The organism is Streptomyces sp. 796.1, assembly GCF_047525675.1.
Lineage (GTDB): Bacteria > Actinomycetota > Actinomycetes > Streptomycetales > Streptomycetaceae > Streptomyces.
This window is the reverse complement of sequence record NZ_JBLIWA010000015.1, coordinates 84,385-110,608: the sequence shown is the minus strand read 5'-3', so window position 1 is coordinate 110,608 and position 26,224 is coordinate 84,385. Positions and strand designations below refer to the sequence as shown.

General features: G+C 74.1%; 20 protein-coding genes. 12 read left to right on the top strand and 8 right to left on the bottom strand.

What is annotated here, in order from left to right; all coding sequences use genetic code 11:
* Positions 1–304 precede the first annotated feature (304 nt).
* The gene (locus tag ACMA1D_RS12625; RefSeq protein WP_414724005.1) at positions 305–835 is read left to right on the top strand and encodes a TerD family protein; all 531 of its coding nucleotides are present in this window, start codon (positions 305–307) and stop codon (positions 833–835) included.
* A gap of 137 nt (positions 836–972) precedes the next feature.
* Here the strand turns inward: ACMA1D_RS12625 and ACMA1D_RS12620 are convergent, their stop codons facing one another.
* Entirely contained in the window at positions 973–1,560 is a 588-nt protein-coding gene (locus ACMA1D_RS12620; RefSeq protein ID WP_414724004.1) for a CGNR zinc finger domain-containing protein, read from the bottom strand.
* A 96-nt stretch (positions 1,561–1,656) separates the two neighbouring features.
* Here ACMA1D_RS12620 and ACMA1D_RS12615 point away from each other — a divergent pair, with 96 nt between their 5' ends.
* Positions 1,657–2,910, top strand: coding sequence for a cysteine desulfurase (locus ACMA1D_RS12615; RefSeq protein ID WP_414724003.1), 1,254 nt, complete (start codon positions 1,657–1,659; stop codon positions 2,908–2,910).
* A 428-nt stretch (positions 2,911–3,338) separates the two neighbouring features.
* Positions 3,339–4,340, top strand: a complete 1,002-nt coding sequence (locus ACMA1D_RS12610) for a winged helix-turn-helix domain-containing protein (protein WP_414724002.1) — start codon at positions 3,339–3,341, stop codon at positions 4,338–4,340.
* 190 nt (positions 4,341–4,530) lie between these two features.
* On the opposite strand, the gene tpx is transcribed toward ACMA1D_RS12610, so the two are convergent.
* The 3 genes from tpx to ACMA1D_RS12595 all read right to left on the bottom strand — a co-directional run bounded on the left by tpx (position 4,531) and on the right by ACMA1D_RS12595 (position 6,872).
* Complete coding sequence (tpx, locus tag ACMA1D_RS12605) at positions 4,531–5,031, bottom strand: thiol peroxidase (protein ID WP_414724001.1); 501 nt, start codon at positions 5,029–5,031, stop codon at positions 4,531–4,533.
* 283 nt (positions 5,032–5,314) lie between these two features.
* The gene (locus ACMA1D_RS12600; RefSeq protein ID WP_414724000.1) at positions 5,315–6,301 is read right to left on the bottom strand and encodes a DUF3048 domain-containing protein; all 987 of its coding nucleotides are present in this window, start codon (positions 6,299–6,301) and stop codon (positions 5,315–5,317) included.
* 67 nt (positions 6,302–6,368) lie between these two features.
* Positions 6,369–6,872 (bottom strand): STAS domain-containing protein, encoded by a 504-nt coding sequence (locus tag ACMA1D_RS12595; RefSeq protein ID WP_414723999.1) that lies wholly within the window; start codon positions 6,870–6,872, stop codon positions 6,369–6,371.
* Positions 6,873–7,905: 1,033 nt separating this feature from the next.
* Between ACMA1D_RS12595 and ACMA1D_RS12590 the strand changes: the two genes are divergently transcribed.
* The gene (locus ACMA1D_RS12590; protein ID WP_414723998.1) at positions 7,906–8,673 is read left to right on the top strand and encodes an SAM-dependent methyltransferase; all 768 of its coding nucleotides are present in this window, start codon (positions 7,906–7,908) and stop codon (positions 8,671–8,673) included.
* 325 nt (positions 8,674–8,998) lie between these two features.
* Positions 8,999–9,778, top strand: coding sequence for a MerR family transcriptional regulator (locus ACMA1D_RS12585; protein ID WP_414724056.1), 780 nt, complete (start codon positions 8,999–9,001; stop codon positions 9,776–9,778).
* Between the two features lie 121 nt (positions 9,779–9,899).
* On the opposite strand, the gene ACMA1D_RS12580 is transcribed toward ACMA1D_RS12585, so the two are convergent.
* Both ACMA1D_RS12580 and ACMA1D_RS12575 read right to left on the bottom strand, forming a co-directional pair.
* Complete coding sequence (locus tag ACMA1D_RS12580; RefSeq protein ID WP_414723997.1) at positions 9,900–10,538, bottom strand: helix-turn-helix transcriptional regulator; 639 nt, start codon at positions 10,536–10,538, stop codon at positions 9,900–9,902.
* Between the two features lie 421 nt (positions 10,539–10,959).
* Entirely contained in the window at positions 10,960–11,349 is a 390-nt protein-coding gene (locus ACMA1D_RS12575) for a MerR family transcriptional regulator (protein ID WP_414723996.1), read from the bottom strand.
* Between the two features lie 115 nt (positions 11,350–11,464).
* Between ACMA1D_RS12575 and ACMA1D_RS12570 the strand changes: the two genes are divergently transcribed.
* Positions 11,465–12,535, top strand: a complete 1,071-nt coding sequence (locus tag ACMA1D_RS12570) for an alkene reductase (RefSeq protein WP_414723995.1) — start codon at positions 11,465–11,467, stop codon at positions 12,533–12,535.
* A 114-nt stretch (positions 12,536–12,649) separates the two neighbouring features.
* Complete coding sequence (locus ACMA1D_RS12565) at positions 12,650–13,093, top strand: hypothetical protein (protein ID WP_414723994.1); 444 nt, start codon at positions 12,650–12,652, stop codon at positions 13,091–13,093.
* 103 nt (positions 13,094–13,196) lie between these two features.
* Here ACMA1D_RS12565 and ACMA1D_RS12560 read toward each other — a convergent pair whose 3' ends face one another.
* Together ACMA1D_RS12560 and ACMA1D_RS12555 are read right to left on the bottom strand one after the other, a co-directional pair.
* Complete coding sequence (locus ACMA1D_RS12560; protein WP_414723993.1) at positions 13,197–14,228, bottom strand: chitinase; 1,032 nt, start codon at positions 14,226–14,228, stop codon at positions 13,197–13,199.
* A 295-nt stretch (positions 14,229–14,523) separates the two neighbouring features.
* Positions 14,524–15,609, bottom strand: coding sequence for a dihydrodipicolinate synthase family protein (locus ACMA1D_RS12555; RefSeq protein ID WP_414723992.1), 1,086 nt, complete (start codon positions 15,607–15,609; stop codon positions 14,524–14,526).
* A gap of 72 nt (positions 15,610–15,681) precedes the next feature.
* On the opposite strand from ACMA1D_RS12555, the gene ACMA1D_RS12550 reads away from it, so the two are divergent.
* The 5 genes from ACMA1D_RS12550 (at position 15,682) to ACMA1D_RS12530 (ending at position 26,104) form a co-directional block, all read left to right on the top strand.
* Positions 15,682–16,644 carry a LysR family transcriptional regulator gene (locus ACMA1D_RS12550; protein WP_414723991.1) on the top strand — a complete coding sequence of 321 codons (963 nt, stop codon included), beginning with the start codon at positions 15,682–15,684 and terminating at the stop codon, positions 16,642–16,644.
* 146 nt (positions 16,645–16,790) lie between these two features.
* A complete protein-coding gene (locus ACMA1D_RS12545) occupies positions 16,791–17,501 on the top strand; it encodes a transketolase (protein ID WP_414723990.1) in 711 nt (236 codons plus the stop codon).
* Between the two features lie 173 nt (positions 17,502–17,674).
* Positions 17,675–18,577, top strand: coding sequence for a transketolase family protein (locus ACMA1D_RS12540; RefSeq protein ID WP_414723989.1), 903 nt, complete (start codon positions 17,675–17,677; stop codon positions 18,575–18,577).
* Between the two features lie 609 nt (positions 18,578–19,186).
* Complete coding sequence (locus ACMA1D_RS12535; RefSeq protein ID WP_414724055.1) at positions 19,187–22,423, top strand: amidohydrolase family protein; 3,237 nt, start codon at positions 19,187–19,189, stop codon at positions 22,421–22,423.
* Between the two features lie 600 nt (positions 22,424–23,023).
* Complete coding sequence (locus ACMA1D_RS12530) at positions 23,024–26,104, top strand: glycoside hydrolase family 2 TIM barrel-domain containing protein (protein WP_414723988.1); 3,081 nt, start codon at positions 23,024–23,026, stop codon at positions 26,102–26,104.
* Positions 26,105–26,224: the final 120 nt, after the last annotated feature.

The following is a 26,224-nucleotide window of genomic DNA, read 5'->3' as shown; positions in this document are numbered from 1 at the left end:
TCGTGCGTCATCGGCTGGCCCGTCCGCCGCCCGCCCGGCCCCGCGGGCCCGTCCCACGGCCGTCGGCCGGGCGCCTTCCGGGCCGTCCAGCGTGACGGCCCGGGGGTCACTTCCCGCCGCGTCCCCCTCCCGTGCCGGGCGCCCGCAACGGCGAGGGCTGTCGGTGTCGTCCGTGGGTACGAGCACCGGAGCGGGGGGCGGCCGTTCTCCGCTCGGCCCACGCCCCGTCAACTGTGCGCGCTGGGGATACCCTTGGGCGTGAGGTGCGTTCTTTTCTCTACCTGGCTCCGCGAGGGGGAATTCCGTGAGCAGTCTCAACAAAGGGCTCAAGAAAGTCGAGGTGGCCCTCAAATGGGACCCGAGTCCCGCGGGTGAACCGGTCAATGACCTCGATATCGTCGCCGCTACCTATTCCGTCGACGCGCCGTACGGGAAGCCCGTCTACCTGGTGCACTTCGGCAGCCGCTCACCGGACGGCACCATCATCCTGAACCGGGACAGCAAGACGGGTCAGGGTTTTGGCATGGATGAGGTGATGACCCTGGAATTCGACCGTATTTCGGATTCCTATGCCCGCGTCGTGGTGGGCGTCGTCATCCAGCAGGGCGGCGGGCGCAAGACGTTCGGGGAGGTGGAGGGCACGGGCGTGCAGATACAGGAGGGCTACGACAAGCTCGTCGAGTACGACTTCTCCACGGTCGCATCGGCGACGGCGGTGACCGTTGTGGAGTTCACGCGGAACGAGGCCGGTGAATGGGGCCTGCGGGAATCCATTCGCGGCTTCGACACCAACCCTGCGGGGTTCGCCGAACTGATGGGCCAGCGGGCCGACTGAGGCCGAGGCGCACGGCCCGCCGGCCGATCCGGCCGGACTCGCCGCACCGTGTCGTGTAGTCCAGTGCGGTCAGCGCGGTTCACCGTGCGGTTGGGTGGCGTTACGGTCGCGTGCCGCTCTCTTCGCCAGTGGCCCCGTCACTGCCCCTTGCGGGCCGCGTAATGTCGCGCGGCCCGCACTCTGTTTCCGCACTTCGTGGTGCACCAGCGGCGCGCGGCGTGCGAGCGCAGGAACCAGCGGGCGCAGCCCCGCGCGCCGCACTCCGCGAGCTGGGCCGCGTCCGGGCCGGTGAGCAACTCCGCGGCGTCGTCGGCGAGCTGGGCGAGCGCCGCACCGCTCGGATCGCCCGCGGCCGGCTCGGCCGTCCGGCGCGGCCCTTCCCCTGTCCAGGCCAGGCGGGGCGTGGGCGGCGCGGCGGCGAGCGCGGCGTTCAGCGTCACGAGGCGCGCCGCCGCGGGCTCCCGCCCGGCCGCTCGGGCCGCCAGCAGCTCCCGCACCGCCTCGCGCAACTCCCGCAGCCGGTCCAGCTCCTGGTCGGTGAGCGCCACCCGATCCGGCAGCAGCCCGTGGCGGACCAGCCACAACTGCCCGGCCGCCGCGTCCTCCAGCAGGTCGACCGGGCCGTGGCTGACCGTGAAGCGGGTGTTGACCAGGGCGAGCGCAGGGAAGCGCTCCTCGCCGGGAACGGCGAGCTGGTGCAGGAAGTAGGGGGCGTCATGATCCACCTCCTCATGCTAACGATTGCACTTCTCCATGAGGAGGTCTAGCGTTCCTCACGCTGAACAACACCAAAAAGCGTGAGAACCCTGGAGGTGCCCCCCGTGGCCATCGACGTCGGCAAGCTCCGCGACGACTTTCCGATCCTGCACCGGACGATGGACGGCGGCGCCCGGCTCGTCTACCTGGACTCCGGCGCCACCACCCACAAACCGCTCCAGGTGCTGGACGCGGAGCGGGACTTCTACCTGACCCGGAACGCGGCCGTCCACCGCGGCGCCCACCAGCTCGCCGGCGAGGCCACCGAGGCGTACGAGGCGGCCCGGCACGCGGTGGCCGGGTTCGTCGGGGCCGCCGACGACGAGGTGGTGTTCACCAAGAACGCGACCGAGGGCATCAACCTCGTCGCGTACGGGCTCGGCCAGGCGCTGCCGTCCGGGCCGGGTGCGCGCGGGCTCGGCCCTGGCGACAAGATCGTGGTCACCGAGATGGAGCACCACGCCAACCTGGTGCCGTGGCAGCAGCTCGCGGCGCGCAGCGGGGCCCGGCTCGACTGGTTCCGGCTGACCGACGAGGGCCGGCTCGACCTCACCGACCTGGAGCGCCTGATCGACGCCGACACCAAGGTGGTGGCGCTCTCGCACCAGTCCAACGTGCTGGGCACCATCAACCCGGTGGGCCTGATCGCCGAGCGGGCGCACGCGGTGGGCGCGTACGTGGTGGTGGACGCGGCCCAGTCGGTGCCGCACCGGCCCGTGGACGTGCGCGCGCTCGGCGCCGACTTCCTCGCCTTCTCCGGGCACAAGATGCTCGGCCCCAGCGGGGTGGGGGTGCTGTGGGGCCGCCGTGAACTGCTCGCCGAACTACCGCCGTTCCTCACCGGCGGTTCGATGATCGAGGTCGTGGAGATGGACCACGCCACGTTCCTGCCGCCGCCCCAGCGGTTCGAGGCCGGCGTGCCGATGGCCGCGCAGGCGGTGGGGCTGGCGGCTGCGGTGGCGTACCTGGAGGCGCTGGGCATGCCGGCGGTGGCGGCGCACGAGGACGCGCTCACCGCGCGGGCCATCGAGCGGCTGGGGGAGATCCCCGGCGTTCGCATCATCGGCCCGCGCGACCTGACCGACCGCGGCTCGGCCGTCTCGTTCACCGTGGACGGCATCCACCCGCACGACGTCGGCCAGGTGCTGGACGAACGCGGCATCGCCGTCCGCGTCGGCCACCACTGCGCGCGCCCCATCGTCCGCAGGTTCGGCATCCCGGCCACCACCCGGGCGACCTTCTACGTGTACAACACCCCGGACGAGGTGGACGCGTTGGCCGACGGGGTGCGGGCGGCGCAGGCGTACTTCGGCGCGTAGCGAGTCGGCCGCCCCGTGGCGCGCCGCCCTCCCGCGTGGCGCGCCACGGTCGTCGGGAGCGGCTCACCCGCCACCTGCCGGTACGGGCGGTCGCCGCCCGGGACGCTGCCCGGCCGGCCGTACGGGAGCACGGCCCACCACCCGCCGGTGCGAACGGCCTCGGCCCACGACTCTCGCCCCACCGCCCGCCGGGGCGGCGGGCCACCACGGCCAGCCCAAACGGCTGCCCTCCGGCCCGCGCCCCGGGCTGCTCCCCGGCACGCGCCCCGCCCCAGCCCACCCGCCCAGTCGAAAAGGTGACCGAATCCCTACGGGCGACACGGCCTGATGTACTCGCCACCCCCGCCGGCTATGGCCATCCTGGTGGACCCAATGGCCCTGCCATACAGTCTTCCTGATGGCACATCACCTTTGGCAGGTGGTTCGTCATGAAGTCGGCGACACAGCTCAAGTTGGGCGCGTTACACCAGCTCAGCGTGCGGGTCTCCACACACCCCGGGTTCTCGGTCCGTTCCCTGTTCACCGATCTGCTCGGCGGCCCGTCCCAGGGCGTGCCGCCGCGCGTCCGCCGCAGGCTCCGGGCGGCCCTGCCGCCCGACTCCACGCACCTGCTCCAGTCGCTGTTCGCACACGCCCACACCCCGCTGCCCTGCCTGCTCACCACGGGCATCGACCCGTTCGCGGAGGGCGGCGTCGAGGCTCAACTCGCCCGCATCCGCGATCTGTCGGCCGAGGCCGTCCAGAGCGCGGTGGTCGCGCACATCCCCGACCCGCGGTCCGCACTCCGGGAGCGGCTCTACGAGCACCCGCTGGTCTTCTCGGCCGCCGCGGCGCACGTCCAGGAGGCCATCTGGCGCGCGTACCAACCGCTGTGGCAGCGGACGGCCGCCGTCCGCGACCGCGAGACCGCGCGGATCGGCACCGCACTGGTCACCGACCAGTTCGACCTCGTCCTCACCGGACTCGGCCCGGAGTGCGAACTCGCCGACTCCTCGCTGTTCTTCAGGGACCCCGCCCGGCTGCACCGCAGCCCGACCGCGCCCAGTTCGACGGAGCCGAGCGACCGGTTGGTGCTCGTGCCGCTGTTCTCCGGCCGGACGGCGACGGCCGCGTGCACGGTCCGGGCCGGCACCCTCATCGGCTATCCGCCGTCGGGGCTCGTACCTCTGTGGGACGGCGCGGAGGCGCCAGCGGCGTCCAACGCGCTGGTGCTGGTGCTCGGCGAGCAGCGGGCGGCGATCCTGCGGCACAGCATCCGCGGCACCACCATGACCGACCTGGCCAACCGCCTCGGCTGCTCCCCGGCCACCGCCACCTACCACTGTGCGCAACTGGAGCGCGCCGGCCTGGTCCAGCGGCTGCGGCAGGGGCGCACCGTCCGCCTGCGGCTGACCATCCGCGGCGCGCACCTCATCGACCTGCTGCTGTGAGGGGGGGCCGCGGGCGCCGGACGTAGGACAGGCGCGGCGGCCAGCGGCGTACGGCGGGCGCGGCAAGCCCCGGGCAGGCGGCGGGCGCGCTGGATCTACGGGTACGCAACGGGGCCCCGCCCGGGCCTGGTTCGGCCGGGGGCGGGGCCCCGCTCTGGGCCGGCCGGCTGCCGGTCCCCTGCCCTGCGTACTAGCTCAGGACGGCGAGCGCGGCGTCGTAGTTGGGCTCGTCCGCGATCTCTCCGACCAGCTCCGCGTGCAGCACCTTGTCGTTCTCGTCGAGCACGACCACCGCACGCGCGGCGAGACCGGCCAGCGGGCCGTCCGCGAGCGCGACGCCGTAGTCCTCGTGGAACGCGCGGCCCCGCAGCGTGGACAGGGTCTTGACCTGCTCAAGGCCCTCGGCACCACAGAACCGGCCCTGCGCGAACGGCAGGTCGGCGGAGATGCACAGCACCACGGTGTTGTCCAGCTTGCCGGCCCGGGCGTTGAACTCACGCACGGACTTCGCGCAGGTCGGGGTGTCCACGCTCGGGAAGATGTTCAGCACCTTGCGCTGACCGGCGAAGTCGCTGAGGGACGTGTCCGCCAGCCCCTCGCCGACCAGGGTGAAAGCCGGCGCCTGGGCACCGGGCTTGGGCAGCTCGCCGGTGACCTGAACCGGGTTCCCCTTCAACGTAACCTGCGCCATGAAAAGCCTCCTACCAGCGGTATCCATCGTCAGTGCAGCGCCGCCGATCCTACTGCGCGCACCGAACCGCACGACGTCGAACCCCCCGCCCCCGTCGCCGCCCCGGCACCCGGAAGACGCCCCCGTTCCGGGCCGGCCGCGGCTCCCCCACCCGGGACGGCGCCCACCCGACCGCCACCGCGCTCCCCCACTCCGTACGGCCACCCCTTCCGCACGCCGGCGCTTCTCCCGGCCGGCGCCCTCGTACCGCCGGCGCTTCCCGTACGGCCGGCGGTCCGTACGGCTAGCGCGAGCTGCCCGCGGCGCCGGACGGGACCGCGTCCCGCGGCACGTACGCCACCCACACCGGGCCGCGGGCGAAGTCGAGGCGCTCGCCGTCCGCGGTGGTGAACTCGGTGCCGCGGGTGGCGGACGGGCGTTCCCAGTGGGCCTGGTGGGCCTTGCCGTCGCGCAGCACCAGGGCCGGGCCCTCGCCCGTGGTGTCGGTGAAGGGGGTGGCACTGCCGGCCCGGTCGTGGAAGCGGGAGTCGCGGATGGTGACCCCCTGGACGACGACGGTCGCCGGCCCCCGGCCCTGCCCGTCGGCGACCGGCACGGCGCTGCCGTCCATCGCGACCCGGTAGCGGGCGCGCTCGCCCGACCAGGTGAAGGTGATGGCCGCCGCGGGGTAGCGGACGGTGTACGAGGGGGTGGCGCGGCCTCCGGCGGGCGCCGCGCCGAAGCGGAACCCGATGTCGGGCGCGTCCTCGGCGTCCTCCGCCGCGGCGAGGGCACGCTCGGGCCGCAGGTACAGGTTGTGCGGGGCCGGCCGGTCCCGGCCGCGCTGGTAGGCGTCGGGGGCCTCGTCCGGCGGCACCGCGTGCACCGGGGCGTCCTTCACCAGCGGAAGCAGCTTGGACTGGGCGCCCGAATAGGCGAAGGCCGGCTCACCGAACTGGCGCAGCAGCTCCAGGTCCGTTTCGCGGGCGCTGCGGACCGGGCCGACCCGCGGCGGCAGGTGCGAGGAGTAGACGGCCATCAGCCGGGACAGGCCGGCTTCCACGCGCTCCACGTAGACGACGTCGGCCGCGCCGAGGCCGGTCTGCGGGCGTGCCGGGCCCACGTTGTCGATCTTCACCGCGAGCACCGGCGCCGCTGGTGCCTTCAGCCCGGTCAGCGGGGAGGTGCCGTCCTCCGTCTCGGTGCTGTCGTCGCAGCCGGCGACGGCCACGGCAAGGACGGTCGTCAGTGCGGCGCACAGCGCTGCCGCCCGGCGTTGCTTCTTCTCCACCGCAGCCCTCTTCGTCCGTGAGTTCCGCTCCAGGAGACCGCATCGGCGGCGGCGCCGCTAGTGCGACTCACCCATCGCCCGCAGAGGGGGCCGGTTGGGTGCCGGGGCGCGGCCGGGAGCGCTGGTACGGGATGAGGCTGGCGATGGCGGCGTCCACGGTGGTGCGGCCGGCGCCCGCCGCGCCGCGTCCCGCGGGCGCCTTGGGGGCCAGCGGCAGACCGGTGGCGCTGCGCGCCTCGCGCAGCGACCCGTGCACCACGAAGGCGCGGTGCAGTCCGGTCAGCCGCAGCATCTTGAGGGTGAGCGGCCGGGTGGCCACCACCCGCAGCCGGCGCCCGCGGGCGATCAGCCGCTCGTGCAGGACGCAGAGCATGCCGAGGCCGCTGCAATCGATGAAGGTGACCGGTCTCAGGTCGACGATGACCTCGTGGCCCGAGCCGGCGGTCAGCCGGCGGAGCCGGGGCGCGAGTGCCTCGGCGGCCACGATGTCGATCTCGCCGTGGAGCTCGACGACCGTGACCGCGTCGTCGTACCAGCATCTCGCTTGAAATTCAGAGTGCCACTGGCGCATGAGATGCCCTCATCGCTGTCGGTGCGTCCTCGGGTAGACGGCGAACCGTCGGGGCGTGGCACGGCGTTGGGCCATGACACGCTGCATACGTGCGGTGGGGGACGGTAGTCGCCAGGGGCAAGGCGACACCGGTGTTCACACTATTGCCGGTGTCACGTGCGACTACACCGACGCTTACCGGCCAAGTCGGATTCAGCCGCGGAACGGTGCACTTGGCGTACGGCTGCCGTAGCCGACGTTCTTTGACAGCGCTTGCCCCGCCCGACCTGAAGATCACCGCCCGCTCCGGCCCTGCAATCCGGGTCCGGGCGGGCGCCGCCCGCCGCGCCGCTCGTGCGCCGGTGAGCGGGGTACGCCGGCGCCGGGACCGGTCGGCGGCGCACCGGTGGCGGGTCCGCGCGCAGGCGTCGCCCGCCGGTCCGGTCGACCGATGCCCGGAGCCGGCACAGCAAGCGCCGCCACCGGGCACCGTCGGGGTGGCACCATCGGCCACCTGGCCGGATATGGCCTGTTGACGGGGCGATAGGGCCGCTCCGAAGTGCCGGGCACACGGCCCGCACGCGCAGCATTCGGCGGGGCCCACGCCTTTGCTCCACGGCCGTCGGGCGGCGCCCGACCGGCCCGTTCACGGCGGCGCGGACGCCCGACCCGGCAGTGCGCGGCGACCGGCGGGGCGCTATCGGCAGGGCCGCCCCGTGGGCGCGCGGCGACGCGCGCACCGCCGCGGGGGGCCGGTGCGGCGGGTGCGGCGGCGGCTGGTTCGACAGGTCCTCAGAGCGGCGCCGGAGGCGCAATAAAGCCCCGTACGGATCTCAACTACGTTCAGCCCGCAGGGAGATGGTGTGACCGCTGAGCGGACACTTCGCCCAAGAAGACACCTCGCCGCCGCTCACATGTTGGCCGAAATCATTCCCCGGGAAAAAGTGGCTGCGTCGCTTCCGTCTCGCGCCACCGCAAAAGTCTTCGGACCTACACCCGACCAGCCGCGAAAATCGTTGTCCCCGCGGGGAGATGGACCGTAGTTTTCCCGCATATGAACGCCACCACAGACAATCCACCGCGCCTCACCCGGCTGACCTTCCATGGCCCGTTGTCCCAGGCACGGGCCGCCCAGCTCACCGAGCGGCTGCTCCGCAACGATCCGCGTACCGTGCTCGACATCGGCTGTGGCTGGGGCGAATTCCTGCTCCGCCTGCTGACGGCGGCGCCGCAGGCCACCGGCGTGGGCGTCGACCTCAACGCCGAAGACCTCGCCCGGGGGCGGAAGACGGCGGCCGGGCGCGGGCTGGCCGACCGGGTGACCTTCCACGCGGAGTCCGGGATCGGGACCGTACGCGGGCCCGCCGACGTCGTGCTCTGCCTCGGCGCCAGCCAGGCCCTGAGCGATGCGCAGCCGCCGCACCACACGGCCGCCGCCCTCACCGCCCTGCACGGCCTGGTCAACCCGGGCGGGCGGGTGCTGCTGGGCGAGGGCTTCTGGGAGCGCACCCCCACGCCCGACGAACTCGCCGGCATGTGGCCGGGCGCCCGCGCGGACGAGCATCCGAGTCTGGCGGAGCTGGTCGACCTGGCGGTGGCCGCCGGCTTCCGCCCCGAGTGGATCGAGACCGCGGACCGGGGCGAGTGGGAGGAGTTCGAGTCCGGCTACCGGGCGGGTACGGAGGAGTGGCTGGCCGCCCATCCGTCCCACCCGGCCGCTGCGGAGCTCCGCGAGCGCATCGACCAGCAGCGGACGCGGTGGCTCCGCGGCTACCGGGACGTCCTGGGCATCGCGTACCTCACCTTGATCCGGGAGGCGTGAGCGCGTTCCCCGGGCCGGGCCGGCACCGGCCCGGGGCGGGGCCGGCTGGAGCGGGGCAGGGGCGGGGTGGAACAGGCACGGCAGGGCAGGGCAAGGGGGCAGGCCGGGGCAGCCGCGGCAAGGCAGGGCAAGGGGGCAGGCCGGGGCAGCCGCGGCAAGGCAGAACAGCCGCGGCGTACCGCGCACCGGCCGGGCGCGGGGCTCCGACCCACCCGGCCCGACCCGCCTCTCTACTATGGATAGCTCCACTTATGGATAGCTCCACTGCCCACCCCGCGCCGGCCGGCCGCGGCGGGTCGAAGACCGAGGAGAGCCCCCCTTGAAGATGTCCGAGCTGAGCCGCCGCAGCGGCGTGGCCATCCCCACCATCAAGTTCTACCTGCGGGAGGGGCTGCTGCCGGCCGGGCACGCGACGGCCAGCAACCAGGCGGACTACGACGAGGACCACCTCCGGCGGCTGCGGCTGGTCCGCGCGCTGATCAGCTTCGGCGGGCTTTCGGTCACCGCGAGCCGCGAGGTGCTCGGGGCCATCAGCGAACCCCTCGACCTCTTCCACACGCTCGGCGTCGCCCACTACGCGCTCGGGGCGCCGGTGGCCGACACGGGCGCATCCCCCACCGACGGCACGGGGCCGACGGACGAGCCCGATGCGTACGTGGGCGAGGTCACCGCCCTGATCGACGCGATGGGATGGGACGTCGGCAGTTCCTCACCCGGCCGCGCGGCACTGGCCACCGGGCTGCGGGCACTGCACAAGGTGGGCGCGGACGTGGGGCTGGCCGACCTGCTGCCGTACGCGAGGCTCGCCGAGGCGACCGCCCGCCTCGACCTGGACCACCTGGCCGACTTCGATGACCGCATCGACGTCGCCGAACGCGCCGTGGTGCTGACCGTCCTGCTCGAACCCGTCCTCGCCACGCTGCGCCGGCTGGCGCAGGAGAACGAGGCGACCCTGCGCTACCCGACGGAGCGGATGAAGCACCCGACGGCGGACGGCGCCACAGCGGAGAAGGGCACGCCGGACGGCGTCCCGGCCGGGGAGTCCGCGCCGCGGGGGGCGGCGCCGGGCGAGGGCCCGGGCGCGGGCGCGGCTCGGGGCGCGTGACGGGGGCGCGGCGCGCGCGACGGAGCGCGGGGGGGGGCAGCACCCCGTGACGGAGCTCAGGGCGCGCCGCCCCCGAGACGGGGCTCGGGCACGGGATGGTGCCCCGGGGCGCGCCGCCCCCTCAGATCAGCCCCTGTCGTAGCGCGTAGGCGACGGCGTGGGAGCGGTTGCGGAGGTTGAGGCGGGTCATCACGGCGTGCAGTACGTTCTTGATGGTGCGCTCGGAGTAGGCGAGCTTGAGGGCGATGTCGGCGGTGTCGTAGCCCTCGGCGACCAGCCGCAGCACCTCGATCTCCCGGGCCGCGAGTCCGGTGAAGTTCAACCCGCGCGGTCCCAGTACCTCGCCCTGGAGCCGGCCCACCTGGGCCAGCAGACTGCCCAGCAGGTCGGCCGGCACATGCCCCTCGCCCCTGGCCACCGCCGCGATGACCTGCACCAACCGCTCCGGTGTCGCCTCCGTACGCCGAATCACCCCGATGAAACCGCACTCCGCCGCACTCACGAGCTGCTGCTCGTCGATGTGCGTGGTGACCAGCACGCCGGGGACCGGCTTGGTCCGCTGGAGCTGCCGGAGCAGCCCCAGCGCCTCGTCGTCGATGAGGTCCACCACCACGATGACCACCTGCGCGCCCTCGGCGCCGTCCGGATCGACCAGCCGTACCTCGGGGCGGGCGCGGAGTTGGCTGGCCACGCCCGCCTGTGAGACCGGGTCCTGTGCGCGCAGGTCCACCAGGATGCGTTCCACTGCCGCCGGATGCATAGCACTCTCCCGCCCTTAAGGTCATGCCCCTGACACAGCGGAACCCCGCGCCCTCCCGCAGGTTCGGCCTTCTTCCCGCCCCGTCCTCCTTCAGCCCCCGAGCCGCCACCGATGGCCTGGAGCGCACTGCTTCTGCCCGAAAGTCTTCCCGCCCGGTCAGCCCAACTCCCCGACCTGGGCCGTACGGTGCGGGTGCGGGTGGTGCGGCGGGCCCGAGCGGCTCGCCCGGTTCGTCCTGCCGAACGCCCGCCCAGCCCCGTCCGAAGCCCCGTTCGCTCCGGCGTGCGGACGGCGCCCCGGGCATCGTCGTGGCGGAACCAGGCGTACGCGTACCGCCGCACGCCCCCGGTCACAGTAGAACCCGCCGCGCCGACTCTCTACCCCGGCGCATCGGGGAACCACGACCGCCGGCCGCGCGTGGTCACTCGCCGGGCAGGGTCCCGTGGGCGGTGCAGTGTTCGCCACGGCTCAGCACGTCGGTCGAGGTGTCGATGATCTCGTTCAACCGGTCGCGGGTGCCGATCAGTCCGGCGATCTGTTCCTCGATGCGGTCCCGCTCCTGCGTCAGCCGTTCCAGGAGCATCGGCGTCACCTCACCGGTCACCATGCAGGGCAGCAGGTGGTGGATGGTCTTGCTGGACAGACCGGCCGCGTAGAGGCACTGGATCAGGGCGACCCGGGCGATCGCGGCCTCCGCGTACTGCCGTTGGCCGCTGGGGCTGCGCAGCGAGGTCAACAGGTGCTGTTCCTCGTAGTAGCGCAGGGCGCGCACGCTCACTCCGGTCCGTGCGGCCAACTCTCCGATGCGCATGGGCTCCGCGCCTCTCCGTGGCCATCGGCCACCAGACTTGCCTCTGACGTCAGTGTCAGGTTTTAGCGTAGGCGACGTCCGGGCCACGCCCTTACGAACAAGCCAGGAGACAGCCATGACCAGCCTCTTCGACACATACGCGCTCAGCGGCCACACCCTGCCCAACCGCATCGTGATGGCCCCGATGACGCGCGCCCGGGCGACGCCCGACGGATTGCCGACCGCGTCCACCGCCACCTACTACGCCCAGCGGGCAACGGCCGGGTTGATCGTCAGCGAGGGCGTGCAACCCAGCCTTCAGGGCCAGTCCAACCCGTACACGCCCGGGTTGCACAATGCGGCACAGGTCGCCGCGTGGCGGCCGGTGACCGATGCGGTGCACGCCAACGGCGGGCGCATCGTGGCGCAGTTGATGCACGGCGGGCGGGTCGGCCACCAGGACGTGGTGGGCTTCCAGCCGGTCGCGCCGTCCGCGGTCGCCCTCGGCGCCGACGTGTTCACCGGCGCGAAGGGCAAGCAGCCGGCGCCGGTGCCGCGGGCGCTCAGCACCGCCGAGGTGCGGGGCGAGGTGGCGGTGTACGCCGAGGCCGCGCGGAACGCGGTGGCCGCCGGCTTCGACGGCATCGAACTGCACGGCGCCAACGGCTACTTGATCCAACAGTTCCTCTCCTCCAACGCCAATCTGCGCACCGACGGCTACGGCGGTTCGATCACCGGTCGCATCCGGTTCGCGGTGGAGGTGGCGGAGGCGGTCGCCGACGCCATCGGCCCCGACCGGGTCGGCATCCGGCTCTCGCCCGCCGGCGAGATCTGGAACGTGCGGGAGAGCGACGTCGCCGAGTTGTACGCGGCGCTCTACCGGGAACTCGCCCGACTCGACATCGCCTACGTCCACACCCTCAACTCCGCGCCGCCCGAGATCACCGCCGACCTGCGGAAGATCTGGCCGAACGCGTACATCATGAACCCGTCGGCGGGCATCGTGGGGCCGCAGGCCGACCGGGAGCGGGGCGAGTTCTGGCTCGCCCAGGGCATGGACCTGATCAGCTACGGACGCGCCTTCCTGGACAACCCCGACCTCGTCGAGCGCCTGCGCCTCGACGCCCCGCTGCGCGAGGCCGACCCCGCCACGTACTACGAGGGCGGCGACCGCGGCTACATCGACGCGGTGAGCTTGCAGCACTGATCGCTTTGGGGGAGCGGTCTGCCGCGGGGGGCAGGTACGTTCTTCTGGCGCGCGACACGCGTGGCGCGTCGGCCGCCCGGCACGGGCCGCCCGACTCGGGAGCGGAGGAACGCAGTGGACGACAGGCCCTACGAGACGGCGCCGGACGGCCCCTTCGTTCGCTTCCAGGGCACGGTGCGCAATGCGCGCGGCGCCTTCCCGGGAATCTTCGTACTCGTCAACGGGCTCGCGAGGGAAGGCAAGTTGACGGCCGAGCAAGAGCGTTTCCGACGCCGTACGAACGACTGGTACGACGCCGCCTACCCCAACCCCGCCCACGTCGACCCCTCCGTGTACGACCGGGAACTGCACCCGACGGCGGTCGCCTGGTTCAGGGGTTCGGCCCGGCACCTGATCGGGCGGGTGGACGGCTACCTCCGGATTCTGACCGCGCACGGCATCGGCTGGGAGCGGCTGACCTCGGCCGATCCGGGCCGGGTCATCTACGCGGACGCGGTGCAGGTCGTGGTCGTACCACCGCGCGCCGCAGCGGGTCGGGCCACCCCGTCCAGCGGGTGACGCCGAAGGCCCGGGCCGCGCCCCTGATGCGGCCCGGGCCCGCTGCGGTCCGGTCACCGGCCCGTCGTCGCGGACGGCCGGGTGGTGCCCGGGGTGGGCCGGATCAGCCCTGGTAGCCGGCGAGGATCTTGGAGAACTCCCACTGCTTCTGGTCGATCCCGCTGCACGATCCGCCGTCACCGCCACCGGCACAGGCCCGGTCCCGGTTCGCGGCCCAGAAGCTCACCCGCGCCAGGTGGTGCTGCTTGGCGTAGTTGACCATCTCCTGGAAGCCCGCCGGGGTCACGACCTCACCCTTGACGTCGGTCTTGCCGTTCATCGACGAGAAGCCGACCTTGCGGTAGGCCGCGTCGCTGGACAGCTTGTACTCCTTGGCCACCAGGTTCTTCAGACCGTCCACCGCCGACTTGGTCGCGGCGACCATGTCCGTGGTGCCGTCCCCGAAGTCGAACGGCATGAGGGTCCAACCGTCCACGTCGAGACCGGCCTTGGCGCCCTTGCGGACCAGGTCCTGACCCACCGCGATGGGGCCGCTCGGGGCGGTGCCGAAGGTGACGTAGACCTTGAGGCCGCGGTTCTTGTCCTTGAGGATCTTCAGCGCGTCGATGACCCGCTGCCGCACCGGCTCGCTCTCGACCTCGGTCGACTCGATGTCGATGTCGATCGAGTCCAGCTTGTACGCGTCGATCACCTTCTGGTACGCACCGGCGAGGTCGGCCGCGTTCCGGCACGCCTCGCCGAGCTTGTTTCCGCTCCAGCCGCCGACGGACGGGGTGATGGAACCACCCGCGGCCTGCACGGCCTTGATGGTGCGCTCGTCCTGGCCGCCGCGGAGCGGTCGCTGACCGTCCCAGGCCGGCTCACAGCCGCCCTTGGCCAGGATGAAGGCCATGGTGAGCTGGGTGTTCCCGGTGGCCTTCAGGAAGTCCACCGCCTTCGGCGGGTTGCCCCAGCCGAGGTAGAGATAGGCGCCGTTGAGGCCGCTCACGGCGGCCTTCGCGGGCTGCTGCCGCGCCGTGTCCTGCGAGTTCGACTGAGGTGTTGCCTGCGCGGTGGCCGTCATGACTCCGGCGGCTGTCAGCGCCACGGCGAACCCGAGTGCGAGGCGGCGGCGCGTTGCGAGGTGGGGCTGCACGGCACGCTCCAATCACGTGAGGGGATGTGGCGTGGCGCACATTAGCCATGTGTCATGGCCCAGACAATAGAGACGGTTAGGAAAGTTTCCTATTGGCTGGAGTTCGCCGCCCGTTCGGGCCCGCGAGCCGCCGGCACAGCAGGCCGAACAACCTGGTCAGAGCCGGTATCAGCGACTGGCGCCGGCTCTGGCGGTGGCTGACTGGCGCCCGCTACCGCACGGCACGGGCGCCCCTCCGCCCCACTCGGGCACCGTCCGCCCCACCCGATTGCCGGCGTGCGCCGGCGGTACGGCGCTACGGGGTGGTCGCTGCCGGGTGCGCGGCGTGCGCCCCGGCGGGGCCGTCGGCTCGGGGCGGTGCGGTCTCCGTCGGGGCGGCTTCGGGTGCCGGGCGGGCCGGCGCCGGTGGCCCCAGCGGTGCCGCCGGTCCCGTCGTCCCCGCCCGGTCCGCCGGCCCCGCGGGGGCGGCTTCGGTCGGGGCGACCGCGGGCAGCGCGGCCAACCGCGCCAGGGCCGTCCGCACCGCGGTGGCCGATGCGGGCAGCAGGGGCAACCGTACGGCGGCCGTCGGAATGCGGCCCTGCGCGGCCAACACCCCCTTGATCACGGTCGGGTTGGGCTCGGCGAAGACCGCGGCGGCGAGCTCGGCCAGCGGTGGGCCGAGGCGTCTGGCGAGCGGCAGGTCACCGGTCCGCCACGCGGCGACCAGCGCGGCGAAGGCAGCCGGATGCAGTTGCGCCGAGGCGAGGATGCCGCCCGCCGCGCCGAGTGCCAGCAGGGGCGCGAGGAACAGATCGTCGCCCGCCAGCACCGCCCGGTCCGCCGGCAGGTCGCCGAGCACCCCGACAGCCTCCGCATCGACACTGCCCGTCGCATACTTGACGCCCACCACTCCCGGCAGCCGCAGCAGCCGGCGCAGCGTCTGCGTCCCGAGCGACTGCCCGGTGCGGTACGGGATGTGGTAGATCACCACCGGCAGCCCACTGGCCGCGGCCAGCTCCGTGAAGTGCGCGATGACACCGGCCTCGGACGGGCGCGAGAAGTAGGGCACCGGCACGAGTACGGCGCTGACCTGCGGCCACTCGGCGAGTTCGGCGAGCGCGGCGATGCTGCCCCGAGTGTCGGACGAGCCCGCGCCCACGATCAGCGGCGCCGACCGCTGCGCGCAGACCCGGGCGCAGGTCTCGATGACCGTACGCCGCTCGGCCGCGTCCAAGGTGGCGGGTTCACCAGTCGTTCCCAGGGCAACTATGCCGGTGGCGCCGCCGTCCAGGGCGGCGTGTGCCAGCCCTTCGAGCGCGTCGACGGCAATGCCGCCCGCGGCGGTGAAGGGGGTGACCAGGGGGGTGTAGAGCCCGTGCAGGGGCGGGAGTGAGGTCATGTGCGAGACCCTGCCGCAGGGCAAACATGCAGGTCCAGTTCGCTTTTCTGGTGGCGAGCATAAGCTGGGCTGATGCTCGATGTACGCCGCCTGCGGCTGCTGCGCGAACTCGCCCTGCGGGGCACGATCGCCGCCGTCGCCGAAGCCCTGGCCTTCACCCCGTCCGCCGTCTCCCAGCAGCTCAGCGTGTTGGAGCGGGAGGCGGGGGTGCCCCTGCTTGAGCGCACCGGGCGCCGGGTGACGCTCACTCCCGCCGGGCAGCGGCTCGCCCTGCACGCCGAGGCGGTGCTCGAACGGTTGGAGCTGGCCGCCGCCGAGTTGGTCGACGCCCGCCGGGGGCCGGCCGGCCCGCTGCGCATCGGCACCTTCCCGACCGCGGCCCGGGCGCTGCTGCCGGCGGCGCTGGTCGCGCTGGCGGCGGAGCATCCGCGGCTGGAACCGCTGGTCTCCGAGATGGACCCGGCCGCTGTGGCGCACGCGTTGCGCGCCGGCGAGTTGGACGTGGCCCTGGTCCACGACTACGACTTCGCCGCCGCGCTGGTCGAGCCCGGGGTGGCCACCGAGCCGCTGTGCACCGAGGCGATGTACCTGGCGGCGACGGCTCCCCCGGCCGGTGCGGCGGCCACGCCCGACGGCGGCCTCGTGGCGGGGTCCGGGCTCGACCGGTGGCGGGACGCGCCCTGGATCACCGCCACCCCGGGGACGCTGTGCCACGCCATGACGGTCCGTGCCTGCCAGGCGGCCGGCTTCACGCCTCGGGTCAGGCACCAGATCGACGAGTTCGCCACGGTGCTCGCACTGGTGGCGGCCGGGCAGGGGGTGGCGCTCGTGCCCGAGCTCGGGCTCGCGCACCCGCCGCCGCAGGTGGCCCTGGTGCCGATGCCGATGAGCCGCCACACCAAGGTCGCCTTCCGCAGCGGCGCCGGCCGACACCCCGCGGTGACCGCCGTACTGGCCGCGCTGCGCGCCGCGGTTGCCCACCACCTGCCCACCGCACTCACCACACCCGCCACACCCACGGCGCCCACCACCTGACCCGTCCGACTCACCCAACGTGGCCACCCCGCACCCACCCACGCGTCCACCCCGCACCCGTACGGCCCACCTCCCGCAACCGCTCCGCACCCACCCGCGAGCGGGCGCTTGACTTCAAGTCGACTTGAAGTTGCACGCTGTCTGCCATGAACTCCACGACGTTGGACAGCACGCCGACGACCCAGCTCGACCACTCCGACCTGCCCCGACTGATGGGCCTGATGACCGGCGACGAGAAGCACGACGCGGCGGCCACCTCCACCCTTGACGCGCTGTGGGTGCTCTACGACCGGGTGCTCCGCATCACGCCGGACGAGGTCGACGCACCCGACCGCGACCGGTTCCTGCTCTCCAAGGGGCACGGGCCGATGGCGTACTACGCGGTGCTCGCGGCCAAGGGCTTCCTGCCCGTCGCCGACCTGCCGACCTTCGGCGCGTACGACTCGCCGCTCGGGCACCACCCGGACCGCGTCCTGCTGCCCGGCGTCGAGATCGGCAGCGGCTCGCTGGGGCACGGGCTGCCGCTGGCGGTCGGGGTGGCGCTCGGGTTGCGCGCGCAGCGGCTCGCCGACCCGGCCGTGTGGGTGTTGATCGGCGATGCCGAACTGGACGAGGGCAGCAACCACGAGGCCATCGCGTACGCCGGGGCGGCCGGGCTGCACCGGCTGCACACCCTGGTCATCGACAACGCCTCGGCCACGCATGGTTGGCGGGGTGGGATCGCCTCCCGGTTCGAGGCCGCCGGCTGGTCGGCGACCACCGTGGACGGGCGCGACCACGAGGCGCTGTACGCGGCGTACACCCAGCCGCACCCGGACCGGCCGCACGCCGTGGTCGCCCGCGTCGAACCGAAGTGACCCGCGCGCCCGGAACGCGTGGAGGGACATCCCAAGCACCCCACGTCCACCGGGTCGAAACACCCTGACCCCTCGGGCACCCGAGCAACCCACGGCGTCCCCGAGCCACCGGAACAGCCCCGGGCACCATCAACTGCCTTGCTGCACACACCACTTACCAAAAGGGGAACCCCATGGACACCATGCGCGAGCGCTTCGCCACCATCACCTCCCGGTTGCTCGACGAGGACCCGCGGCTGGCGGTCGTCCTGGCCGAGATCACCGCGGACCGGTTCCGGGAGGCCGCCACCACCCATCCCGACCGGGTGATCAACGTGGGCATCCGCGAACAACTGCTGATCGGCGCCGGCGGCGGGCTCGCCCTGACCGGGATGCGGCCCATCATGCACACCTTCGCCAGCTTCCTGGTGGAACGCCCCTTCGAGCAGGTCAAGTTGGACTTCGGGCACCAGGACACCGGTGGCGTGCTGGTGAGCGCCGCCGGCTCGTACGACTGGCCGGCCGGCGGCTTCACCCACATGGCTCCGGGTGACGTGGCCCTGCTGGACACCCTGGACGGCTGGACCATTCACGTACCGGGCCACCCCGACGAGGCGGAGACCCTGCTGCGGCACGCCGCTGCCGCCGGCGACGACCGCGTCTACCTGCGCCTCTCCGAGCACGCCAACGCCGCGCCGCGCCCCGTGGACGGCCACGGCCTGCACACCGTGCGAAGCGGGCGGCGCGGGGTGGTGGTGGCCGTCGGGCCGATGCTGGACAACGTGCTCGCCGCGGTGGACGGGCTGGACGTGACGGTGCTGTACGCGACGACGGTGCGCCCGTTCGACGCGCGGACCCTGCGGACGGCCGCGGGCGTCACCGACGCGGCCGATGTGGTCCTCGTCGAGCCCTACCTCGCCGGCACCTCGTCCGCCGCCGTCGGCGAAGCGCTGCTCGACCTGCCGCACCGGGTGCTCGGCCTCGGCGTGGGCCGCCGCGAACTGCGCCGCTACGGCACCATCCCGGAACACCTGGCGGGCCAGGGCCTGGACCCGGCCACCCTGCGCTCCCGCATCGACGGCTTCCTCGCCGGGTGAGTCGGGGCGCGGGTGAGTGGGCCCCGCGGGGCGGGCCGGCGGGGCGTACGGTCCGGGTCGCGGGGAGTTGGCCGGGCGGGTCCGGCTCGCTGACCCAGCAGGGCACGTAGGGCAGGCAGGACGCACGGGGCACCCGGGGCGAACAGCGCACACCGGCGGACCAGGCTGGAGCCCGTGCCCCACGTACACGCGACGGACGGCAGCCGGGCCGGGGCCGGTGAGCGGGGTGGCCGCGCGGCCAAACTGCGCGGGCGTTGCAATCGGATGACGGGGAATGTCCAATCCGCGAGGCGGTGTTGACCCGCAAGCTGTGGGCCGTGCAACGATCAAGCGCCTCTGTTCTCGGCTTCAGCCCCGCGCTACCCCCGTGTTCCAGGAGGACCGTTGGACACCACCGCACCATCCGACACCCCGCACGGCCCCACCAGCACCCCCGGTGCCACCCACCCCGGCGCCGCACGCCCCGACGCGACACCCACCGGCGTCACACAGCCCGACGTCGGCGCACCGCACGTCGGCACCCAACTCGCCGGCGCGCAGGGTGAGATCGCCCCCGCCGCCGCCGGTGACCAGGCCCCGGGCACCCACCCCGCCGCCGACCCGGCGACCGTGGACGCGCCGCGTTCGCCGCTGAGTCGGCGCACCTTCCTCCAGGCCGCCGCAGGTACGGTGGCCGTCGCCGGCACCACCGTCGGCCTGGTCCCCGAGCCGGCCGCAGCCGCGCCACGCGGCACCACCCTCTCCTTCACCGCTGCCACCAACGGCGCCGCCTCGCTCGCCCCCGCCGGCGACCGGCTCGTCGCCGAGGTGCAGAACATCCTGTGGTCCGTGCCCCGCTCCGGCGGCCAGGCCACCGCGCTGACCACGCCCGACCTCGAACCCACCCGCCCGGTGTACGCGCCCGACGGCAAGACCATCGCCGTCTGTGCCTTCCGCGGCGGCGGCTTCCACCTGTGGACGCTGCGGCCCGACGGCACCGGCCTCCAGCAGCTCACCGACGGGCCGTGGGACGACCGCGGCCCGGCCTGGTCGCCGGACGGCACCCGGATCGCCTTCGCCTCCGAGCGCGCCGGCCACCCCGTGCAGGGCAGCCCGTACCGGGTGTGGGTGGTGGACGTGCGCAGCCGCCGGCTCACCCAACTCACCGGCCTGCCGGGCCAGCAGGGCCCGCACCAGGACGGTGCGTTCGAGGACTTCGACCCGGTGTGGTCGCCCGACGGCGAGCGGGTGTTCTTCGTCCGCGGCAAGCTGGCCGGCGCCTCGCTCGACTCCCGTACCATCGCCTCGGTCGCCGCCGACGGCACCGGTGCGGTCGTCGTCGAGCACACCGAGACCAGCGCGGCCCAGGTGCTGGCGCCGGCCCTGGCGCCGGACGGCACGCTGGCCTACCTGCGCACCACACCGGCGCCCGCGGCGTCCTGCACGCTCGTGGTGGACGGCGCGCCGGCGGACCTGGGCGGCGACGTGCTGCCGGTGCCGCCGCGCTGGGTCTCCCGGGACGAACTGCTGGTCACGGTGGACGGAAAGTTCCAGATCGTGCGCCCGGGCGCGGCCACTGGGGCCGGCCCCGACGCCGCGGCCGGCGCCGAGGTCATCCCCTTCGCCGCGACGCTGCCCGTGCAGCGGCCCCGCTACCGGGTCAAGCGCTACGACTTCGACGGCGACCAGGTGCGTCCGGTGCGCGGCGTGCACCTGCCGGCGCTCTCGCCGGACGGCAAGCGGGTGGCGTTCGCCGCGCTCGACTCGCTGTGGGTCGCCGACGTCAGCGGCGGGCGGCCCCCGCGCCGGATCGTGCGCACCGATCCGACCCGCTACCTGCTCGCCCCCACCTGGACCAGGGACGGCAGCGCGCTGGTCTACGCCGACGACCGGGACGGCCTGTTCTCGGTCCGCCGCCGCGACCTCGGTTCGAACACCGAGACGGTCCTGGCGACCGGCGGCCGGGCGCACCCGGCGCTCTCCCCCGACGGCAAGCGCCTCGCCAGCATCGACATGTCGGGCAACCTGGTCGTACGGGATCTGGCCGCGGGCCGGGACCGGGTGCTCGCGGCCCCGCTCGGCGGCGGCGGGGTGCCCGGCAGACCGAGTTGGTCACCGGACGGCCGCTGGCTCGCGCTGTGCGACCGCAACCGGCTCAACCAGCGTTTCCGCGAGGGCTACAACCTGATCCGGGTCGTCGACACCGACAGCGGGCAGTCCCGGCTGCACCCCGTCGCCGAGCACGTCTCGATCTCCGACCGGTACGACTCGGGCCCGGTGTGGTCGCCCGACGGCCGGTGGCTGGCCGTGGTGTCCGAGTCGGCGCTGTGGCTGGTGCCGGTGCGGCCCGACGGCACGCCCAACGGCGCCCCGCGGCAGCTCACCGAGGAGAGCGCGGACCACCCCTCCTGGTCGGGCGACTCGCGCACCCTGCTGTACCTGTCGGCGGGCAAGCTGCGGCTGATCGGCGTCGACGGCGGCGCGCCCCGCACCGTACGGCTGCCGCTCGACTACCGGCGACCGCGCCAGGACCAGGTCGTGGTGCACGCCGGGCGGCTGTGGGACGGCACCGGCGAGACGGTGCGCGAGGACGTGGACCTGGTGGTGCGCGGCGGGCGGATCGTCTCCGTGGAGCGGCACCGCGCGGGTCGTCCGGCCGGGCGCCGGGTGGACGCCTCCGGGCAGACCGTGATCCCCGGCCTGTGGGACGCGCACACCCACCCCTGGCAGGTCACCTACGGCGGGCGGCAGACCACCTCGCAGCTCGCGTACGGCATCACCACGGCCGTCTCCTTCGGCGGCTTCGCCTACGAGCAGCTCCGGCTGCGCGAGGCGATTGCCGCCGGGGTGCTGGCCGGGCCGCGGCTGCTGACCACCGGCGAGTTGCTGGACGGCGGCCGGGTGGCGTACAGCATGGGCAGGGCGCACCGCACCCGGGAAGGGCTGCGCCGGTCGCTGGCTCGGGCCGAGGCGCTCGACTGGGACTTCGTCAAGACGTACGTACGGGCGCCGGGCTGGATCATGGCGGAGGCCGCGAAGTTCGCGCACGAGCGGCTCGGGGTGCGCTCCGGCAGCCATCTGTGCACGCCCGGCATCCAGGTCGGGCAGGACCTGACGACCCACCTCCAGGCCACCCAGCGGCTGGAGTACGGGCGTGCGACCTCGGCCACCGGGCGCGCCTACCAGGACCTGCGCGAGATCTACACGGCCAGCGACTTCCACCTGGTCGCGACGCCGTTCACGGCGCAGCCGCTGGTCGGCGCCGATCCGGCGCTCGCCGATGACGAGCGGGTGACCCGGCTGATGGCGCCGTGGGACACCGCGTCGGTGCGGGAGCTCGCCGCGCAGCCGCCGACCGCCGAGCAGTTGGCGACGCTGCGCACGGAGATCGGTGTCTACCGGCGGGTGCTGGCCGAAGGCGGTCTGGTGGCGCTCGGCACCGATGCCCCGCTGGTGCCGGTGGGCCTCGGGTTGCACATGGGGCTGCGGGCGCTGCACCAGGGCGGGTTGACGCCGGCGCAGGCGCTGCGCACGGCGACGGTGGTGCCGGCCGCGGTGTTCGGGGCCGAGCGTGACCTCGGCACGCTGGTGCCCGGCAAGCTCGCCGACCTGGCCGTGATCGACGGGGACCCGTTCACTGACTTCGCCTCGCTGGTACGGGTGGTTTCGGTGTTGCGGGGTGGTACGCAGTACGTGACGCGGGAGCTGGTCGAGGCGTTCCCGGCCGGCGACGAACTGCCGGCCCCGCCGGCCACCACCCACCGGCACGCAGCCGCCGGTGGCGGGGCGGGCGGCGGTGACGCGGCGGGCTGGCTTGAGGTGGGCCGGCAGCTCCGGCGGGATTCCTGCTGCGACGGCGGGCACTGACCCGGCGCGGGCTCCGGTCACCGGCCGCGGTTCGTCCCACGGACCGCGGCCGGGGGGGGGGGGGGGCCCGCGCGCGCCCGCGCACCTCGGCGCTCTTGCGCACACCGGCCCCGGCCACCCAGCCTGGTCGGGCGTCCGCCATCCGCCACCGCGCCACCGCGCGCTCCCGCACGACACCGCCGGGCCGGCTCACGGCCGGCCGGCGTACAGCCCGCACCCCGCCCCCCACCCCCGTCTCCGTACGCGCCGGTGTTCCGCTGCGCCCGCACCCGCTTTCCCTGCGCCGGCGGCCCGTACCACCGGGTGGTCCGGGCCGGTCCGAGACCGTCGGCGGTCGTGTCCGCGCCCGTTGGCGCCCGTCCGCCCCACCGTCGTCCCGTGGTGCGGCGGGACGTCCCGCGTGCGGCGGGCCTGCCCGCGCTCGCCTCGCGCGCGGGCCCGCGCCACCCGAGCCCGCGGCCTCGGCCGCACCGCGCAGCTCACCCCGACACCCCCAAACGCCGTCCTTCCTTAGCGACACGTCCACCCAAACGTCACCTTGTCGCCCCGCCGGGGCGGTAGGGAGCCATGATTGAGCCCGGCAGTTGAGTGAGGAGAAGGATGAGTCACTCCGAAGCGACTCCGCACCCCTACTACGAGGACGTCTCGCCCGGCAGCGGCGCCCTGCCGCCCCGTGCGCACCCGGCGGCCTCCGACGCCAGCCGGCTCGATCTCAGCGGGACCTGGCAGTTTCGCCTGTCGCCCGGTGCCCTGACCGCCGTACGCCCGGACTTCGTCGACCCCGACTTCGACGCCAGCGACTGGGACGCCCTGCCGGTCCCCGGCCACTGGGGGCTGCACGGGCTGCACCAGGGCGCGGACAACGGGCCCTACCCGCCGCCGATCTACACCAACACCGGCTACCCCTTCCCGGTGGACCCGCCCCGGGTGCCGGCCGAGCACAACCCCACCGGTGACCACCGGCTGGTCTTCGACCTGCCCGCCGACTGGCCGACGGCCGGCGAGGCGGTACTGCGCTTCGAGGGCGTGGAGTCCTACGCCCGCGTCTGGCTCAACGGCCGCGAACTCGGCGGCTTCCAGGGCAGTCGGCTGCCGCACGAGTTCGCCGTGGGCGCGCCCACGGACCACGTGCCGGGCGAGGTGGCAGCCGCCGGTCTGCACCGCCGGGGCAACGTGCTCGCGGTGCGGGTCCACCAGTGGTCGGCCGGCAGCTACCTGGAGGACCAGGACCAGTGGTGGCTGCCCGGCATCTTCCGCGAGGTGACGCTCGTGCACCGGCCGGCAGGCAGCGTGCTCGACTACTTCGTGCACGCCTCCTACGACCACCGGGACGGCCGGGGCACGCTGTGCGTGGACAGCACGCCCGGCGGTCGGGTGACCGTGCCCGAACTCGGTCTCGACCTGGCCAGCGGCCAGAGCGCGACGGTGCCCGTGGAGCCGTGGTCGGCGGAGGCCCCGCGGCTGTACGCGGGCGAGTTGGTCACCGCGGGCGAACGGGTGCCGCTGCGCATCGGGTTCCGCACCGTGGCCGTCGATGACGGGCTGCTCAAGGTCAACGGCCAGCGGGTGCTGTTCCGCGGCGTGAACCGGCACGAGTTCCACCCGGAGACGGGCCGCACCCTGGACCGGGCGACGATGCTGCGCGACGTGCTGCTGATGAAGCAGCACAACATCAACGCGGTCCGCACCAGCCACTACCCGCCGCACCCCGCCTTCCTGGACCTGTGCGACGAGTACGGCCTGTGGGTCATCGACGAGTGCGACCTGGAGACGCACGGCTTCCACGCCGTGGCCTGGCGGCGCAACCCGGTTGACGACGAGCGCTGGACGCCGGCCCTGCTGGACCGGGCGGCGCGCATGGTCGAGCGGGACAAGAACCACCCGGCGGTCATCATGTGGTCGCTGGGCAACGAGTGCGGCACCGGGGCCGGCCTGACCGCGATGGCCGCCGCGATCCGCGACCGTGACCCGGACCGCCCGCTGCACTACGAGGGCGACCGGAGCTGCGCCGACGTGGACGTCTACTCCCGGATGTACGCCCCGCACGCGGAGGTCGAGGAGATCGGCCGGCGCGCCGAGCCGCCGCTCGATGACCCCGCGCTGGACGCGCGCCGCCGGGCGCTGCCGTTCATCCTGTGCGAGTACGCGCACGCGATGGGCAACGGCCCGGGCGGGCTCAGCGAGTACCAGCGCCTCTTCGAGCGGTACGAGCGCTGCCAGGGCGGCTTCGTCTGGGAGTGGATCGACCACGGGATCGCCAGGCGGACCGCCGACGGCTCCCGGTACTTCGCGTACGGCGGGGACTTCGGCGAGGAGCTGCACGACGGGAACTTCGTCTGTGACGGCCTGCTCTTCCCCGACCGCACGCCGTCGCCCGGGCTGGTCGAGTTCAAGAAGGTGATCGAGCCGGTCCGCATCGAGCCCATCGGCGGCACCGGCACCGACCGCACAGGCGGTGGGCCCGCCGCCCCCGTCTCCGGGCTGCGGATCACCAACCTGTACGACGTCGTGGACCTCGCGCACCTGCGCTTCCGCTGGTCCTACGAGGTGGCCGGGGAGGCGGTGGCGCAGGGCGAGTTGGCGGTGCCGCCGCTCGCCCCGGGCGCCGCGGCCGACCTGAAGCTGCCGCTGGCCGAGCGCCCCGAGCAGCCTGCGGGCGAGGCGGTGTGGACGGTGCGCGCCGAGTTGGCCACCGCGACGGCCTGGGGCGCGGCCGGCCACGAGGTCGCCTGGGGGCAGTGGCTCGCGGACCCGGCGACCGGGCCGGACACGGGCCGGCCGGCCGGCGCGCACGGGGCGCCGGCCGCCCCCGCGGTGGCGCCGCACCACACCGACGAGGGCGCGCACATCGTCCTCGGCCCCGGCGTCTTCGACGCGGCCACCGGGGTGCTCAGCTCACTGGGCGGCCAGTCGGTGGCGGGCCCGCGGCTGGACGTGTGGCGGGCGCCGACCGACAACGACGAGGGCGCGCCCTGGCAGCCCGACACCCGGTACGGCACGGTGTGGCGACGGGCCGGACTGCACCGCCTCCAGCACCGTACGACCCGGGTGCGGGCGGGCGACGGCGCACTCACGGTCGAGTCCCGGGTCGCCCCCGCCGCCACCGACCGGGCGCTGTCGGTCGTCTACCACTGGACCGGCACCGCGGCCCGGCTGCGCCTGACGGTCAGTGTGATCCCCGAGGGCGACTGGGACTTCCCGCTGCCGCGGCTCGGGGTGCGGCTCGGGGTGCCGGGCACCCTCGGCGACGTCGAGTGGTACGGCGGCGGCCCGGGCGAGGCGTACCCGGACACCCGGGCCGCCTCGCGCATCGCCCGCCACACCCGGACGGTCGACGCCCTCCAGACGCCGTACGTGCGTCCGCAGGAGAACGGGGCGCGGGCGGACGTCCGCTGGGCGCGGCTGCGCGGCCCGGACGGCGCCTGGTTCCGGGTGGACGGCGAGCCGCCGTTCTGGTTCACCGCGCGCCGCTGGACCACGGAGCAGTTGGACGCGGCACGGCACACCCACGACCTGACGCCGGGCGACCGCGTCTGGCTCCACCTCGACCACGGCCAGCACGGCATCGGCAGCCAGTCCTGCGGCCCTGGCGTGCTCCGCACCCACTGGCTGACCGCCGGCCCCGCGACGTTCTCGTTCACCTTCGCGGCGGGCCAGGGGGCGGCGGGCACGAGCGGATAGCCGAACGGGGCGGGCGGCGCGGTGCGCTGGACCGCTGTGCGGTGCGGCGCCGCGTGGGGCTGTGTGGGGCTGTGTGGGGTGGTGCCTGCCGTGTTGCCGTGTGGTTCGGTACGCGGCCCG